This is a genomic window from Georgenia sp. Z1491, from assembly GCF_057652395.1.
In genome coordinates this window covers 881,530-897,293 of the sequence record NZ_CM172729.1, presented here as the reverse complement: position 1 = coordinate 897,293, position 15,764 = coordinate 881,530, and the positions used below count along the sequence as shown (strand labels likewise).

10 protein-coding genes are annotated in these 15,764 nt (G+C 74.4%); 4 read left to right on the top strand and 6 right to left on the bottom strand.

Going from position 1 to position 15,764, the window contains the following annotated elements; all coding sequences use genetic code 11:
* Positions 1 to 27: 27 nt before the first annotated feature.
* On the top strand, positions 28 to 1,851 hold the full coding sequence (locus tag AC24HA_RS04165; protein WP_425709338.1) for an ABC transporter ATP-binding protein: 1,824 nt from the start codon (positions 28 to 30) through the stop codon (positions 1,849 to 1,851).
* A gap of 71 nt (positions 1,852 to 1,922) precedes the next feature.
* Here the strand turns inward: AC24HA_RS04165 and AC24HA_RS04160 are convergent, their stop codons facing one another.
* On the bottom strand, positions 1,923 to 2,744 hold the full coding sequence (locus AC24HA_RS04160) for a glycosyltransferase family A protein (RefSeq protein WP_425709337.1): 822 nt from the start codon (positions 2,742 to 2,744) through the stop codon (positions 1,923 to 1,925).
* A 140-nt stretch (positions 2,745 to 2,884) separates the two neighbouring features.
* Between AC24HA_RS04160 and AC24HA_RS04155 the strand changes: the two genes are divergently transcribed.
* Positions 2,885 to 3,760, top strand: a complete 876-nt coding sequence (locus tag AC24HA_RS04155; protein WP_425709336.1) for a hypothetical protein — start codon at positions 2,885 to 2,887, stop codon at positions 3,758 to 3,760.
* Positions 3,761 to 3,762: 2 nt separating this feature from the next.
* Complete coding sequence (locus AC24HA_RS04150) at positions 3,763 to 5,148, top strand: O-antigen ligase family protein (RefSeq protein ID WP_425709335.1); 1,386 nt, start codon at positions 3,763 to 3,765, stop codon at positions 5,146 to 5,148.
* Here the strand turns inward: AC24HA_RS04150 and AC24HA_RS04145 are convergent.
* Positions 5,145 to 5,999 (bottom strand): glycosyltransferase family 2 protein, encoded by an 855-nt coding sequence (locus AC24HA_RS04145; RefSeq protein WP_425709334.1) that lies wholly within the window; start codon positions 5,997 to 5,999, stop codon positions 5,145 to 5,147. The genes AC24HA_RS04150 and AC24HA_RS04145 overlap by 4 nt on opposite strands.
* A gap of 58 nt (positions 6,000 to 6,057) precedes the next feature.
* Here AC24HA_RS04145 and AC24HA_RS04140 point away from each other — a divergent pair, with 58 nt between their 5' ends.
* Positions 6,058 to 7,239 (top strand): hypothetical protein, encoded by a 1,182-nt coding sequence (locus AC24HA_RS04140; protein ID WP_425709333.1) that lies wholly within the window; start codon positions 6,058 to 6,060, stop codon positions 7,237 to 7,239.
* A gap of 30 nt (positions 7,240 to 7,269) precedes the next feature.
* Here the strand turns inward: AC24HA_RS04140 and AC24HA_RS04135 are convergent, their stop codons facing one another.
* From AC24HA_RS04135 to AC24HA_RS04120, 4 genes are all read right to left on the bottom strand, one after another.
* Positions 7,270 to 8,475, bottom strand: a complete 1,206-nt coding sequence (locus AC24HA_RS04135; protein WP_425709332.1) for a DegT/DnrJ/EryC1/StrS family aminotransferase — start codon at positions 8,473 to 8,475, stop codon at positions 7,270 to 7,272.
* Positions 8,476 to 8,539: 64 nt separating this feature from the next.
* Positions 8,540 to 10,195 carry a sugar transferase gene (locus AC24HA_RS04130; RefSeq protein WP_425709331.1) on the bottom strand — a complete coding sequence of 552 codons (1,656 nt, stop codon included), beginning with the start codon at positions 10,193 to 10,195 and terminating at the stop codon, positions 8,540 to 8,542.
* A 192-nt stretch (positions 10,196 to 10,387) separates the two neighbouring features.
* Positions 10,388 to 13,066 carry a LuxR C-terminal-related transcriptional regulator gene (locus AC24HA_RS04125; protein ID WP_425709330.1) on the bottom strand — a complete coding sequence of 893 codons (2,679 nt, stop codon included), beginning with the start codon at positions 13,064 to 13,066 and terminating at the stop codon, positions 10,388 to 10,390.
* Complete coding sequence (locus AC24HA_RS04120; protein ID WP_425709329.1) at positions 13,063 to 15,732, bottom strand: helix-turn-helix transcriptional regulator; 2,670 nt, start codon at positions 15,730 to 15,732, stop codon at positions 13,063 to 13,065. Before AC24HA_RS04120 ends, AC24HA_RS04125 begins: the two co-directional genes overlap by 4 nt.
* Between the last annotated feature and the right edge of the window lie 32 nt (positions 15,733 to 15,764).

Here is a 15,764-nt window from a genome sequence, read left to right as displayed (position 1 = left end):
GCGTTCCGTCCCCCCAGGAGGCACCCCGTGACGAGCTCTCCCCCACAACCTGCGCAGCCCTCGGACCGGGGCGGCGGCGGGCGGCTCGTCGTGGCGCGGCGCGCCCGACGTGCGTGGCGTGAGCTGTCGCCCTTCTTCCGTGGGTCCGGGCTCCTGCTCACGGCCCTGGTCGCCGTGTCGGTGCTGGCCGGGCTCAGCGAGGCGGGCCTCCTCGCTCTCATCGCCGCGGTGGCGGCGGCGCTGTCCACCGGCGAGTCCGAGGTCACGCTCGGCCTCGGGCCGATCACGCTCTCGTCGGGCGTCGAGGTCACGTTGCTCGCCGGCGTGGGGCTGGCGCTGGTGCGCGCCGGGCTGCAGCTGCTGCTGGCCTACATCCCCGCCCGGCTCGGGGCCAACGCGACCGCCGACCTGCGACGCCGGCTGTTCGACGCGTTCACCCAGGCTGCCTGGCCGATCAAGGCGTCGGAGCGTGACGGGCACTTCCAGTCGTTGATGAACGCCCACATCACCTCGACCAGCCTGGCCATCGTCAACATCGGCAACGGCTTCTCGGCGCTGTTCACCTTCGGCACGATGCTGGTCTCCGCCCTGGTCCTCAACCTGACCGCGGCCCTCGCCCTCAGTGCGAGCTCCCTGGTCCTCTTCCTCGCCCTGCGCCCGCTGGCGCGCCGGCTGAGGCGGCACGCCAAGGCGCTCAGCGGGGAGAACATCGAGTACTCGAAGGGCGTCCAGGAGATCGTCCTCGTGGCCGAGGAGACCGAGGTCTTCGGCGCCTCGGACACCTACCGGTCCGGGGTCTACGAGACGATCGACAACGTGCGCCGGCCCCTGCTGCGCACCCGGTTCCTGTCCGCGGCGGTGCCCGCGGTCTTCCAGAGCGCGGCCCTGCTCCTGCTCATCCTGGCGCTTTTCGCCGTCTCCCTGACCGGGGTGGGGCAGATCGCCACCCTCGGGGCCGTCGTGCTCATCCTGTTCCGCACGCTCACCTACGCGCAGCAGGTCCAGACCGCGGTCACCAGCCTCGACGAACGCATCCCCTTCATGGAGCGGCTCGCCCGGGCGCTGCACAGGTACGAGGCGAACCCCCAGCAGGACGGCGAGAACGACCTGCCCGAGATCCGCACGATCGGGTTCGACCAGGTGCACCACAGCTACCGGTCCGACCGGCCCACGCTGACCGACCTCAGCTTCACCGCGGGCCGCGGCGAGGCCATCGGCGTCGCCGGACCCTCCGGGGCCGGGAAGTCGACCGTCGTGCAGCTCCTGCTGCGGCTGCGCGAGCCCACCGGCGGTCGGGTCGAGGTCAACGGGACCGACGTGCGCGACTTCCGGCGCGACCAGTGGCGGCAGCGGGTGGCCTACGTGCCCCAGGCCCCCCAGCTCGTCTGGGGGACGGTCGCGGACAACATCCGCTTCTTCCGCCCGCACCTGACCACCGAGGACGTCGAGGCGGCCGCCGCACGGGCCAACATCCACGAGGAGATCATGTCCTGGCCGCAGGGCTACGACACCGTGGTGGGCCAGCGCGCCTCCGCCGTCTCCGGCGGTCAGCGTCAGCGGCTGTGCCTGGCCCGCGCCCTGGCCGGATCGCCCGAGGTGCTGATCCTGGACGAGGCGACCAGCGCGCTGGACGTGCGGTCCGAGGCCCTGGTCAACGACTCGCTGAGCCAGCTGCGCGGGTCGGTGACGATCATCCTGGTCAGCCACCGCCCCTCGGCACTGTCGATGTGCGACCGGGTGATGGTCCTCGTCGACGGCCGGTTGCAGAGCATGGACGCGCCCTCGGTCCTGGCGTCCAGCAGCGCCTTCTACCAGGAGGTGACCCGGCTGTCGGGCGGTCGGCAGAGCTGACCGGGCCCCGCGGCGGAGCCGACCGGCCCGGACGGGCGCGGCCGCCCACCCCCGCGGCTACGCCTGGCCGGTCACCACGACCCCCGGCCCCGCAGCCGTCGTTGCACCCGCTTGACGAGGTTGCGCCGCCTGAACCGCCACCCCGAGTACTCCCGCAAGTCCAGCGACGCGGCCTGGACAGCGACAGCCGACTCGTGCTCCTGCTGGGCCCACTCCGCCACCGTGGAGATGCCGAGCGCCTGCGCGGTCAGTGGCATGCGACGGTGGAAGCTCTCGTCGTCGGGGAAGAGGGTGTGCGGCGAGCGGGGGTCGTCCAGGTTCTCCTCCCGGACGAAGGGGTAGAGCCAGCCGTTGACGGCGCCGTGCCTCGCGAGCTCGATGCAGTAACGGGTGAAGGACTGGCCGTCCCTGATCGGACCGTGCCGCTCGACGAGCGCACGGGGCAGCAGGTAGCCGCTGCCCTGGACCCAGTGGTTGCGCAGCAGGCTGACACCTGAAGCGAACGTCTGGATCTTGCGCTCGGCCAGCTCCGGCACGAAGTCCTCGTCCCGGAAGCGCCAGCAGCCGATCGCCCCGAACTGCGGGTCGGCACGATGGGCGTCCCGCAGCTGCTGGATCCACCCCGGCTCGGGCATGCAGTCGTCGTCGACCTTCGAGACGAAGGCTCCGTCGCTCTCCTGCCACAGCCAGTTGGTCGGCGGGCGGAGCCGGACGTTCTCGCGGCTGTGGTGGAAACGGTGGACCCGCGGGTCGGCGGCGAACGACCGCACCACCTCGAGCGTCTCCTCGTGGTCCCCGTTGTGCCAGAGCCACACGCGGGTACTCTCGTCGCACGTATCGAGCAGATGGGGCAGGGTCCGCCGAACATGCTCCGGGCTATTGTAGGTAATCATCAGCACATCGACGTCTGATCGCATCGGCCCGGCCCTCTCGTAGGGAGATCGAGGCTCCACCGGCGGAGTCACCCGTCTCCCCCTCGTGTGGGGACCGAGCCTCCGTCGGCGGAGTCACCCATCTTAGGAGCATCGCTCGTATGGACCTGTTCTCGATAGCCGGGGCGATGATCCGACGCTGGTACCTCACGATCCCGTTGCTGCTCCTCGTCGCCTTCTTCGCCTATCGGTCCTACGCGGCGGTCGAACCCCTCTACATGTCCACCCGGTCAGTCGTGGTGCTGCCGAGCCTGCCGGAGGAACCAGAGGTGGGGTCGCCGGTCGACGAGACCGAGGACCCGTCGGAGCCCGACAACCCGTACTCCGGACAGGGCGGCTCACGCTTCGCCGTGGCCGTCCTGGCCCGCAACATCAACAGCTCCGCCTTCGAGGAGCGCCTCGGCCTGGACGAGAGCCTGGAGCAGGAGTTCGAGGCCAACAGCTCGAGCGAGCAGCCGATGATCCACATCGAGGCCACCGCCCCCAGCGAGGAGGCCGTCCACGACCTCCTGGAGACGGTCGTCGCCGAAGCATCCGTCGTGCTGGACGAGTTCCAGGCCGAGGCCGGCGCACCCGAGGTCACCCGGTACCGCATCGCCCCGGCGGTGCCGGCGGGCCCGGTCGAGGACGTCACCCCGAGCCGACTGCGAGGCGCAGGGGCCATCGCCGCCCTCGGGGGCGGGCTCACCGCCGTCGTCGTCGTCGGACTCGACGCCCTCCTGGCGGCCCGGCTCCGGCGGCGCCGGGCCGCGACGGAGCAGGGCGAGAACGACGGCGCGCCGGACGGTGGCGACCACCTGCGGGACGACGACGCGCACGAGCAGACGCGCACCGGCCGCGCCCGGACCGGAGCCCGGTCCGGAGCGCCCACCGCAGCGCCCACCGCAGCGCGCACCGGAGCGCGCACCAACCGTGCCAAGACCGGAGCGCGGCGGCGGTCGCGCTCCGGCAAGGCACCCACCACACCGAAGGACTGACCGTGACGGTCCACCAGGAGCCGCCGACCTCCGCCCGGCGGTCGTCTCGTGAGAGGCGCCCACAAGGACCGTGGGGTGCCCTGCTGGCCCTTCCCGTCGTCGCGCTGGTGATCCCGGGCTCGCTCGTCCTGGCCGGACCGCTCAGGTCCAACGGGTGGCCGGCTCGCCTGCTCGTCTTCTGGATCGCGAGCATGGTCGTCCTCGGCTGGATCGCGCGGCGCCCCCGTCGGAGCCCCCTGGCACCCGGGCGGGTCGCACCCGCCGAGGCCGGCACCTGGCTGCTGATCATCGGTCTGCTCGCCGGGCTCGGCGGCGCGTTCGTCCGGGACCTCAGCGAGCTGGAGGCGGCCGGGACGCTGCGCTTCGCGCTGGTGCTGTTCCCCCTCGCCATCCTCGCCGTGGGCATCTCGACGCTGGCGGACTCGCGCCGGGCCGACCTCCTCCTGGCCGGACTCCTGGTGGGGGCGACCATCGGCGGCCTCATCGCGATCGCCCAGTTCGTGGTGCCCTTCGACTGGGCCGGGCTGCTGCAGGTACCTCCTCTGCAGAGCGACGATCCCAGCGGCGGCGGATCACGAGGGGGGTTCACGCGGATCAGCGGTGCCGCCGGCCACGCGATCGAGCTCGGGGTCATCAGCGGGGCCGCCCTGCCGCTCGGCATGCATATGGCCAGGTTCGCGGCGACCCGTCAGGCCCGGGTGCTCGCGGCGATCGCCGTCGCCGTCCTCGTCGTCAGCATCCCGCTGTCCGTCTCGCGCTCAGGAGTACTGGTGGCGATCCTCGCCGTCGGGATCTACGCGGTCAGCCTCGACAACCGGCAGCGGCTCACCGTGCTCGTCCTGGCGCTCGCGGGGCTCGCCGTCTTCCGGGCCGCCGTGCCGGGGCTGCTCGGAACCGTGGTGGCGATCTTCGGGGGCGCGTCCACCGACGACAGCATCACCGGCCGGACCGAGGACTACGCCCTCGTCAACGAGCTGTGGAGGGAGCAACCCGTCCTCGGCCACGGCCTGGGCACCTTCCGGCCCGAGGAGTACTTCTTCCTCGACAACCAGTACCTGATGGCGCTCGTCGAGGGGGGCGTCCCCCTGCTGGCCGCCACCATCGCCTTCTTCCTGCTCGCGATGGCGAGTGCGCGGGGCGCCGTACGGCGCGCATCCCACCCGGAGTACTCCTCGCGGGGCCAGGCCGTGCTGGCGTCGATCGTCGCGATCGCCATCTCCGGCACGTTCTTCGACCTGTTCAGCTTCGAGCAGGTGACGGTCATGACGTTCGTGCTCACGGGCGTCGCCGGGGCGATCTGGCGCCACGGCGTGGCCAGCGGCCACCCGCTGCCCATGCCCGCGGAGCGGTTCCGGGCAGCGATGTCCTCCCCGACCGCGAGTCGCTAGGCACGGCTACTCTCGTCCCGCAACCACGTGTTGAAGTCGCCCCGCCGGACTGCGGCCCGCGCCCGCCACGCGGCGAGCCCGGTGACGGCCACGAAGACCGGCACCCTGGGTGCGAGCGCCGGCCTGCGCCGGACCAGGCGCAGGAGCTCGGCCGGCCGCGTGCGCGAGTCGGCGCGCCGGAGCCGACCGGCGTCGGCCTGCGCGTTGCCCGTGCGCACCCGGATGCGGCGGCGCAGCAGGTCCCGGACCGTTCTCGGCGGCCGGACGACCACCGTCACGGACTCGTCCACCCCACGCTCGTGCGGGGCGCAGAGCTCGGAGATCACGAGGTCGTCCGACATCGCGGGCGGGAGCTCCGCATATCGCCGGTGCCCCTCCTCGGACAGCGCGATGACGCCGCGTCCGAAGAGCCCCTCGCGCACCTGGGGCAGCTCCTGCCAGACCTCGTAGTACGAGCGCGCCAGCAGGCCGACGCCGTCCAGCGGGACGCGCCGCCCGGGGGCGCGCGCCAGGAGCGGTCCCGTGCGTACCGCGTCGGCGAGCCGCAGCACGGCGTCGGCCCCGATCTCGACGTCGGCGTCCACGTAGACGCGGGGGTAGACCGAGGCGACCTCGCTGCCCGCACGCATCGCGAGGTGCTTCGACGGCTGCGGGATCTCGACGACCGTCACGCCCGGGAAGTCAGCCGCCCGCTCCGCCGTCGCGTCGGTGCACCCGTTGCAGACCACGACGACCTCGAGCCGGCGCCCGTCAGCCGACGCGGTCAGCCCGGTCAGCAGACGCCCGATCGACCGTTCCTCGTCGTGAGCAGGGACGATCACCGAGGCGGCCGGGACGGTGTGGCCCTTCATGTCACCATGCTGCCAGACTCTGCCCATCGTCGGGCAAAGACGCAGGAAGGGGTCCCCCATGATGCTGCGTGCCGGCTGGGCCACGAGGATGGAACGGCTCTCTCGTACGCGCGGCGCGCGGCGACGGACCCGTGAGCTGGCCCGGACCGCGGAGCACCTGCTGCGGCCCGGGCTCTACCTCCGCGCGGGTGAGAGCATCTGGCGTCACTGGCGCGCCGTCCTGCCTCGTCACCTGCGACAGAGCAAGCTCGACGCACGCTCCGGCACGCCGCGCGCGCTGATCGTCAACGCGGCCCACCGCCTCCTCCCGCCCCTTGTCCTCCGGGTGGGGCGGGGCCGCGGGGGGAGCTTCTCGATCGTCGTGTCGGCCGACGACGGGGGCCTGGTGCTCCTGGCGCCCGAGCACGGTCGGGTCGCGCGCACCTACGGGTCGCGCCGGATCGACGACGACTACGTCAGCCTCCGACGCCGCTTCGAGACGCACGTGGTGACGCCCGCATTCGAGGTGCGGGACGGCGGCCGTCTGCTCGTCGAGGAGTTCGTCCACGGCGACCACTTCCTCGATCTCGAGCCCGACCATCAGCTCGGGGTGGTCCGCGACCTGGTGCGCCGGTACGCCGAGCTGGGCACGCACGAGGGAGAGGGCGACTCGCGTGACCCCGTCGCGACGACGCGGGCCGCCGTCGCGCGGGGCAGCCCGCCGGGCGAGGTGGCCGAGCTGCTCTCCTCATCCAGGATCGAGGCGTGGTCGCGCGCCTGGCCGCTCGTCCCCTCCGCCACCGATGCCAACGTGAAGAACCTGATCATCCGGTCCGACCGGACCCCCGTACTCATCGACCTGGGCAGGATCCGCCTGGACCCGGTCTTCTACTACCCGGTCGGGGTGGTGGTCATGGCGAGAGGACACGTGCTGGACCGGTTCCTCGCCGGAGACCTGGACGACGATCTTCACGCGCTCGCCCCCGGCGGCACTGCGCAGAACCGGCTGGACGACGAAATTCGGCGGAGCCTGCTGGCGCTCCGGGTGGCCATGGTCAGCTACCGACGGGCGAGCACGTCAGGAACCTTCGACCGAGCCGCCTTCGACGACATCCTGGCCTATCGCTGGTCGGCCCTGTGGTCGGGAGTACCGGCGACCTACACCGGGTCGTACCCGGCCGACTCGAGATCCGCACCCGGCCCCTCCTCGGCCCCGGGCGCCGGCCCCGCATCGGGTTCCAACGAGGGTCGCACGGCCTGAGCAGGGCCCGGACCCGCGTGACGCGGAACATCAGAGCGCGCCGTTCGTCCGGTCGTCCGGTGACCACGACCGGCCCGCCGACCTGGCCGCCGCCACCACGCTGTCGAGCACCCGCCCGAGCTCGCCCGCGGTCATGGTGTGGAACATCGGCAGGACCACGGTCGAGTCCGTCAGCCGCTCCGTGACCGGCAGAGGGGGCGCGGGGACCGTGCGCCTCGCGTACGCCGGCTCGCGGTGCGTCGCCATGACACCGCGCCGGGCCGAGATGCCGTCGGCGGCCAGCCATGCCAGCAGGTCGTCGCGCCCCATCGGGAAGCCGGGCAGCACCTCGACCCAGAAGGACTGGTAGTTCGTGGTCCCGTACGGGGGGTCGGCCACGCAGCGCAGGTCCGGCAGGCTGTCGAGGACGCTGCGGTAGTCGGCCGCCAGGGACCGGCGTCGTCGCACCATCTCCGGCAGGCGCTCGAGCTGGACGAGACCGACGGCGGCCTGCAGGTCCGTCATGCGGTAGTTGAAGCCGACCTCGGCATAGCTCGCGTCGGCGGCCGGCACGCCGGCGTGCCGGTCGGCGGCCGAGACGTCCATGGCGTGCTCGCGCAGCCTGCGCGCCCGCGCCGCCCACTCGGGATGGGACGTGGTGAGCATCCCGCCCTCACCGGTCGTGACGAGCGTTCGCGAGTGGAAGGACCAGGTGGTGACGTCGGCCCCGACACCCACCGGCGCACCGGCGTAGGTCGAGCCGGCCCCGCAGGCCGCGTCCTCCACCAGCACGAGGGAGTATCGGTCGCACAGCTCGCGCAGCGGGCCGAGGTCGACCGGGACGCCGCCCTGGTCGGCGACGATCACCGCGGTCGTCGCCGGGGTCAGCGCCGCCTCCACGGTCCGCGCGGTGACGTTGCCGGTCGTCGGGTCGACGTCGGCGAAGACCGGCCGGGCCCCCACGTAGGTCGGGGCGTTCGCGGTGGCGATGAACGACAACGACGGGACGACGACGTCGTCGCCGTGTCCCACGTCCGCCACCGTGAGGGCGAGGTGCAGGGCCGCGGTGCCCGACGACGTCGCGACCGCGTGCGGCACGCGCTGCGCCCGGCTGAACGCGCCCTCGAAGTCGGCCGTCCGCGGCCCCTGGGCGAGCCACCTGGAGGCCAGGACGTCGGTGACGGCCGCGACCTCCTCGGCACCCAGCCACGGCCGGGTCACGCCGATCCGGTCCACCGTCGTCGCCGTCTGTTCCATCGGAACCCCTCCCCCTGTGCTGTGCGCCGACGGTCGCCGCCGACGCCGTCTGCCGAGATGCTCATCAGTACGCGCCGTCGGGTCTGACCATGACCTTGACGGTGCGCCACATGATCATGAGATCGCCGGTGACCGACCAGTTCTCGACGTAGTAAAGGTCCAGGCGGACGCTCTCCTCCCAGTCGAGGTTCGACCGGCCGTTGATCTGCCAGAGCCCCGTGAGGCCCGGCTTGATGTAGAGCCGACGGCCGGTGTGGCCCTCGTAGGTGGCCACCTCCTCCGGCAGCGGGGGGCGGGGGCCGACGAGCGACATGTCGCCGCGCAGGACGTTCCACAGCTGCGGGAGCTCGTCGAGCGAGTGCCGGCGCAGCACGGCACCCACGCGGGTGACCCGGGGGTCGTCCTTCAGCTTGAACAGCGGGCCGGCGCCCTCGTTCCGGGCCGCGAGCGCCGCCTTGTCCTGCTCGGCGGTGGCGACCATGGTGCGGAACTTGCCCATCCGGAACGGCCGCCCGTACCGGCCGGTCCGCGTCTGGGAGAAGAACGCTCCGCCGGGCGAGTCCCACCTGACCATCAGGGCGACGGCGAGGAGCAGCGGCGAGGCGATCAGCAGGCCCGCGCCCGCACCAAGGATGTCGAGCCCCCGCTTGACCACGTGGCGGCCGCCCTCGAACCGGGGCTGGTCCACGTGCAGGAGCGGCAGGCCCTCGACGGGGCGCATGGTGATGCGCGGACCGGCGACGTTGACCAGGGAGGACACGAGGACGAGCTCGGTCCGGGTCCGCTCCAGGGACCAGCCGAGCGTGCGGATGGCGCTCGTGCCTGCACGCAGCGGGCCGGCGACGACCACCGAGTCGGCCCCCAGCTCGGTCACCGCCTGCGGGACGCGCTCGACGCCGTAGAAGGTCGGGGGCGCCGGCGGGCCGTCCCGGTCGGGGTCGCCGGTCCCGGCGTCCTCGGGTGCCGGCCCCGCCGGCGGGTCGGTGGGGACGTCGAGGACGACGCCGACCACGCGGTAGCAGACGGCGGAGCGGCGGGCGATCTGACGGGTCACGTACGCCACGTCGGCCGGCTGACCGACGACGACGACGTCCGACAGCGCGACGCCGCGCAGGCGCAGCCGGTGCAGCCACGTCCGCCACACCCAGCGGCCCACCACGAGGGCGGCCAGCCCGACGGGCAGGCTGAGCGTCAGGTGCGGGCGCGCGTGCGCGGAGAGGTCCGCGCCGAGCAGGACCGTGACCGAGCAGGCGATGCCGGCCGTGGCGGCGGTCGCACCGACGACGCGCTTGTACTCCTCGGCCCCGACCGCCATCCGGCGCGGGGACCGCGTGCGGAACAGCTGCAGGGCCAGGCTCCAGACCAGGACGAGCCCGACTCCGAGGGCGACCGTGGCCCCGGCGGCGACGTCGCCCGATGCCCACGTCCCCCAGGCGACGGCCAGGAGGATGACGCCGAGGTCGGTGGCGTGCACCCGTCGTCGGTAGCGCCGCGACCAGTCGACGCGGCGGTGGACGTCGGGCGGGTCCGGTGCGACGTCGGGCCGCAGGGGGCTCATGGCCGCAGGGGCCGGGCTCAGGACCTCGGGCGCGGGTCCCGCGTCCGTGTGCGGGACGGTGGCGGGCGTGGGTACCTCGAGGACGCGGGCGCCGAGGGCGCCGAGCGTCCCGGTGCGCGCCGACCTCGGTCGGTCGTGGGTCGTCGTCGACTGCGAGTGCACGGGGGCCTCCGGGGGGTGGCAGCACCGGCGCGCGTGGGGGGCGCTGCGCCGGGTCTCCGACGGCGGGTCCGTCGGTCCGTCCTCGACGCTAGGAACGGCCGGTCGCCCGTACATCGGTGGGCGGTACTCGCTCGCCCCCCCCGGGGACCACGTGGAACCACGTGGTCGATGCGCACCGACCACCTGGACGGGTCAGGGCCAGACGTCCCGGAGCTCGGTGCGGTCGCTGATGCCCAGCTTGGCGAAGGCCCGGTAGAGGTGCCCCTCCACGGTCCGGGGCGAGACCACGAGGGTCCTGGCGATCTCGCCGCTCCGACGTCCCTCGAGCGTGAGCCGGACGATCTCGAGCTCCCGGGGCGTCAGCGCCCCCAGGTCCAGCGCCGACCGCACGTACCGGCCGGGCACCCCGCCGAGCTCTCCGACGACCCCGTGCAGGTGCCGCAACGCCTCGCCGCGCCGCCGCAGGTCGTTCGCCCGGTCGTGGAGCCGGACCACGCGTGCCCACGCGTCCGCCGCGACCACCGGGAAGCCCTCGGTCATGGCCTGCTCAGCCACCTGGGACAGGCGCACGGGGTCCCCGGCGATCGCCGGGTCGTGGGCACGCACGACGAGGTCGGCCCGTGGCCCGTCGAGCAGGAGGCCCGCCCGGTGGATGGCCGCGACCAGCTCGTCGTCCGCGGTGTCGGGGTCCCGGACGGCGGACGCGACGAGCAGGATCTCCAGCGCGACGGCGGGGTGCGCGGCGACCTCCGCGTCAGCGACGATCCGCGCCCACGCCGGGGGTTTCCCGGGCGCGTGCTCCCGCCCGGCGTCGTCGACGACCTCGGCGACGCCGGACGCGAGCAGCCGGCGCTCGGTCCGACCGTGGGGCCCCGCGTCCCGGACGCGGTCCACGAGCGACGTGCCGCCCGCGGGTGCGCCGACGGGCGGGGCGGCGGAGGCTCCCTCGAGGGCGGTGACCAGGGGCCGGAGGCGGACCGGGTCCCACTGGTCGAGGTCCGACGCCGCGTCGCGGAGCACGTGGCCACCCGGCCGCACGCGGCCGCGAGCGAGCTCGACGAACCCGTCGAGGGACTGCAGGGTGCCGGCCCAGGCGTGGCTCCGGTACGCCGACCCGCCGCGCCGGTCGGCCACGACCCGGGCGGCACCGTCGACGTCCCCGACGAGCAGCAGCGCCTCCACCAGGTGCACGACCGCGTGCACGCCCAGGAGCGCCGACACCCGTGCGTCCCCCGCCACCAGCGCGTCGGCCTGCGCGGCGTCGTCCGCGGCGTCGACGAGGCGCCCCGCCCGCGTGAGCAGGCATCCTCGTACCCAGTGCGCGACGCAACGCATCACCGTCGGGGCCTCAGGGTCCGTGGCGACCGCGGAGCTCAGGTCGAGAAGCCGGGCCGACTCGTCGGCGACGTCGACGCGGTCCAGCGCCGACCACCACGCCGCGAGCGAGCCGGTCGCGGCGGGCGCCGTGCGCCCGGCCCGGAGCGCGCGGTCCTGCCGCTCGAGCCAGACCTCGCTCAGCGCGGCCCACGGGGTCGTCGACGCCCCCTCCTGGGCCCGGTCCATCGCCAGCGCGGCCAGCACCTCGGACAACACGTGCACGTCCTGCGTGCGGTCGGCCACCTCGACGAGGTCGGTCCGACCGGACATCGCTCGGCCGGCGGCGAGCATGACCTCCGCACGCAGCACCACGCTCTCCTCGTGCGCGGCGTCCGCCGGCCGCGCGGCCAGGAACCAGGCGGTGGCGAGGTCCCGGCTCGCGAGGAGCTCGTAGCCGGCCGCGACGCGGTCCTCGTCGGGCACGGGCAGCCCGCTCTCGACGGCCCGGGCCACGGATCGCGCGGGCTGCCGTCGCGGGGGCCCCGCGACCGAGGCCGGCCGCCGCGCCATGAGCTCGGCACCCCGTCCGGGCGGCGTGATCGAGCGCATGACCTCGCCGTACAGCTCCGCGCTCAGCTCCACGTCCCCCTCGGGGGTGCCGCGGACCACGTGCGTGTCCCACAGGTCCTGGACCTGGTCCCCCACCGCCGCGCGCAGCTCGGCGGCCGGCATGCGTCCGACGAGCGCCAGCATGGTCACCGCCGTCTGCTGCTGGTCGGTGAGCTCGGACTGCATCCCCTCGACGACGCCGACGAGCCGTTCGTCGACCGAGGGGGCCGGTCGGAGCAGCGTCCACCGGTCCGGGCCCCCGTTCGTCCAGGTCTCGCCGTCGGCACCCACGAGGATGCCCTGCTCGTCCGCCGACGCCAGGAACGCGACGACGAGCCCGGGCATCCCGCCCGTCATGCCGAGGATCGTCGCGGCCGCGCCGCCGGTGGGTCGGGCCCCGACGACGGACGCACACAGCGCGCTGGTCTCCGCGAGCCCCAGGGCGGGCATCGTCACGGCGGCGAGCAGGCCCGTGTCCACCAGCGCGCCCAGGCCGGACTCCCCGCGCAGGCCCACGCTGGTGGCGAGCAGGACGGCCTCGCGGTTCTGGGCCAGGAGCGCGAGGACGAACGCGCTGGCCGCGTCCAGGAACTGGCAGTCCTCCACGACGATGACGGGTCGGAGCCGGCTCCCGTCCTGCGCGGGGGACGCGATCCCGTCCAGGTGCCGCTGCACGGCCGCCAGCACGTCGACCGGTCCCTGCACGACCTCGAGGTCGGTGAGGTACGGGGACAGCGCGCCGTAGGGGACGTCCACGAGCGCGGGACCGCACTGCACGGTCAGCGCGGTCGGTCCGCCCCCGTCCCGCAGGAGCACCTGCACCAGGGACGTCGTCCCGGACCCGGGCGCGCCGACGACGACGACGCCGGCCCGGTCGACGTCGTTCAGCCGTTCGTGCAGCACGCCGATGTGGGCGTCCCACAGCGTGTGGTCGAGTGCCGTCATGTCCGCTGTGCCCCGGCCTCCTCGAGGACCGGCCGGTCCGTCGCGAGCCGGCTCAGGCCCCATCGGCCGCGGACGTGCAGCTTGGCGTAGACCTGACCGAGGTGCCCCTCGACGGTCCGGACCGAGATGCGGTGGTGTCGGGCGATCGAGGCGTTCGACAGCCCGTCGACGACCATGACGGCGATCTCGCGCTCGCGCGGCGTGAGGGACCGCAGCCATCCGGGCTCGTCGGACCCGCCGCGCTCGGCGCCAAACGGGCGGGTCCTGGCGACGACCTCGGCGAGCCGCCGGGCGTCGGCCGCCGGCAGGGTGGCGACCACCGACGTCGGCGCGCCGTAGCTCCAGGCGAGGTACCCGATGGCGGCCATCGCGGTCAGGGCGGCGCGGGTGCGCCCCGGATCGTTCTCGCGGACCCCCACGGCGAGCTCGGCGCCGGGACCGGACACCACCGCCCGGGTGCGGGCGACGGCGCTCCCCAGCCGTCCGGCCACCGTGGCGTCCCCGAGCAGCGCGGAGGAGAGCAGGGCGTACATCTCGACCACGGCGAGACCCTCGTGGCCCGCCCGGTCGGCGAGCCGGCCCAGCCGCGCGGGCGCGTCGTCGACCCGGGCGGACGCGACGTCGTCGACACGGGAGGGCGCGGCGTCGTCGCCCGGGGCAGGCGTACCCGCCACCGCGCGCGCGAGCTCGGCGAACCAGCCGAACCGGCCCCAGGTGAGCGGCACCGCCCGGTGCGTGTCCGGCGGCTCGGTCGCGCGGCCGGCCGGCCGGCGAGGCGCGGGACCCTGGTCCGCGCGCGGGTTGAGTGAACGGCAGCAGTCGACCAGGGCCTGGGCCACCGCCCGGCCCTGCGGGTCGTGGACCGCGGCTGCCTGCTCGACGAGACCGGTGGCCGACGCCTCGGCCTCGTCCGGACGGCCGGAGAGCAGGTCGAGGACCACGAGCCCGAGCTCGGCGTCGAGGACCGCCTGGGGGTTGCCGTGCCGGGCGAGAAGGATCGCGTCGGCCAGGCCCCGGGCGGTCGCGAGGTCGCCGCACCTCAGCGCGGTCTCGAGCAGCGACGCGGCGATCGCCGCCCGGTCGTAGGGACCCATCACGCTGTCGAGGACCCCGCGGCGACGGTAGGTGGACAGCTCCGCGTGGACCCGTGCCGCGGCCGCCCGCGCACCGTCCTGGTCGTCCGTGAGCGAGAGGATCTCGGCGCGGGTCGCCTCGCCACGCAGTCGCACGGACTCCTGGTTGCGGCCCGGGCGACCGGGATCGAGGCGGACCCCGGGGTGCGGGTCCGCGGTCCGCCGCAGTCGGTCCTCGGTCCTCGAGCGGTCCCCGACCAGCGCCGCGATCGTCGCGGACAGGACGAGCAGGCACGGCGAGTCGTCGTCCGCGGCGGCGTCGACCTCGTCCTGCGCGCGGCCGACCTCCCCGAGGGCCAGGAGCGCCCGCGCCCGGGCCCAGACCAGGTGTCCGTGCACGTCGTCGGGCCCGGCCGCAGCGGCGGACCCCGGCGTGCGGGCTCCCCCCGGCGTGCCGGCGCCCTCCGGCGTGCCGGCCCCTCCCGGCGGGCGGCCCGGCACCCGTGCCCGGTCCAGCAGGCGCAGGGCACCCGCCGCATCGGCCGAGGCCAGCCGGTCCTCGGCCCGTTCGAGCAGCCGGGCCGGCCCGTCCTGCTCCGACGCCTCGCGCTCGAGCCGGGACCTGCTCTCCGGGTCCAGTGCGGAGACGACACGGTCGCGCCACACGGGCTCGACCGCCGCCACCGTCCCGGCGGGCGTGCGCCGGACCGTGACGATGCCCTGCGCCTGCAGCGAGTCCAGGTCAGAGCCGTGACCGTTCCTGATGAGCTCGCCGGTCTCGACCGGGCCGCGCGTCGCCAGCAGCTCCAGCAGCGCACGGCGCTCGTCGGGCATCCGCCTGAGGACGACGTCCTCGCCGGGCACGCCCCGTCCGCCGTGGAGCGGACCGTCGGTCAGCACCCAGCGACCGTCGACCTCCCGGAGCCTGCCGGACCCGACGCAGTCGTCGGCGATGCTGCGCAGCCGGCCGAGATGTCCCCCGCCGTAGCGCCACAGCACGGTCGCCGCCACGCGCGAGACCTCCCCGCCGAGGTGGTCCACGAGCAGCGCCCGCGTCCCGGCGGGCGTGAGCGGACGCACGGCGACCTGAGCGAGGTCGCCCGAGCGCGCGAGGACCGCGAGGTCGGGCGGCACGTCGATCATCCGGTCGCACTGCACCAGGAGGACCACCCGACGCTGGTGCGCCAGCTGAGCGAGCACCGTCACGGAGCTCGGGTCCATCTCGCGGGGCTGGGAGAGGATGACCACGGCCGGCTCCTCGCCGACCGGTGCCAGGTACTCGCCGAGCACCTTGGCCATGCGGTACCAGGTCGGTTCCGGACCCACGCCCGAGCGCGCCTGGAGGATCGACAGCGCCCCGTACGGCAGGTCGGCGACGAACGCGCTGCCGTGCAGGTGATGGACCGGGCGCTCGGCGCGCAGCTCGTCGACGGCCGCCTGCGTCACCGCCCGACGGTCCTCCGGCGTGCCGACGAGCACCGCGCCGACGCGCTCGACCTGCACCGCGCGCAGGACCTCGTCCACCGCGGATCGCGGGTCGTCGCTCCAGATGCCGTCCGAGTCAGGATTCAGCCATGCATGTGCGAGCGGCATGACTCCTCGCCTCTCGGCCGACGTGTCAGGCT

Bases quoted from the DNA above. Each gene is read 5' to 3' on its own strand.
- AC24HA_RS04160 (WP_425709337.1), bottom strand. From the start codon at position 2,744: ATGATTACCTACAATAGCCCGGAGCATGTTCGGCGGACCCTGCCCCAT.
- AC24HA_RS04155 (WP_425709336.1), top strand. From the start codon at position 2,885: ATGGACCTGTTCTCGATAGCCGGGGCGATGATCCGACGCTGGTACCTC.
- AC24HA_RS04145 (WP_425709334.1), bottom strand. From the start codon at position 5,999: ATGAAGGGCCACACCGTCCCGGCCGCCTCGGTGATCGTCCCTGCTCAC.
- AC24HA_RS04125 (WP_425709330.1), bottom strand. From the start codon at position 13,066: ATGACGGCACTCGACCACACGCTGTGGGACGCCCACATCGGCGTGCTG.
- AC24HA_RS04140 (WP_425709333.1), top strand. From the start codon at position 6,058: ATGATGCTGCGTGCCGGCTGGGCCACGAGGATGGAACGGCTCTCTCGT.
- AC24HA_RS04120 (WP_425709329.1), bottom strand. From the start codon at position 15,732: ATGCCGCTCGCACATGCATGGCTGAATCCTGACTCGGACGGCATCTGG.
- AC24HA_RS04135 (WP_425709332.1), bottom strand. From the start codon at position 8,475: ATGGAACAGACGGCGACGACGGTGGACCGGATCGGCGTGACCCGGCCG.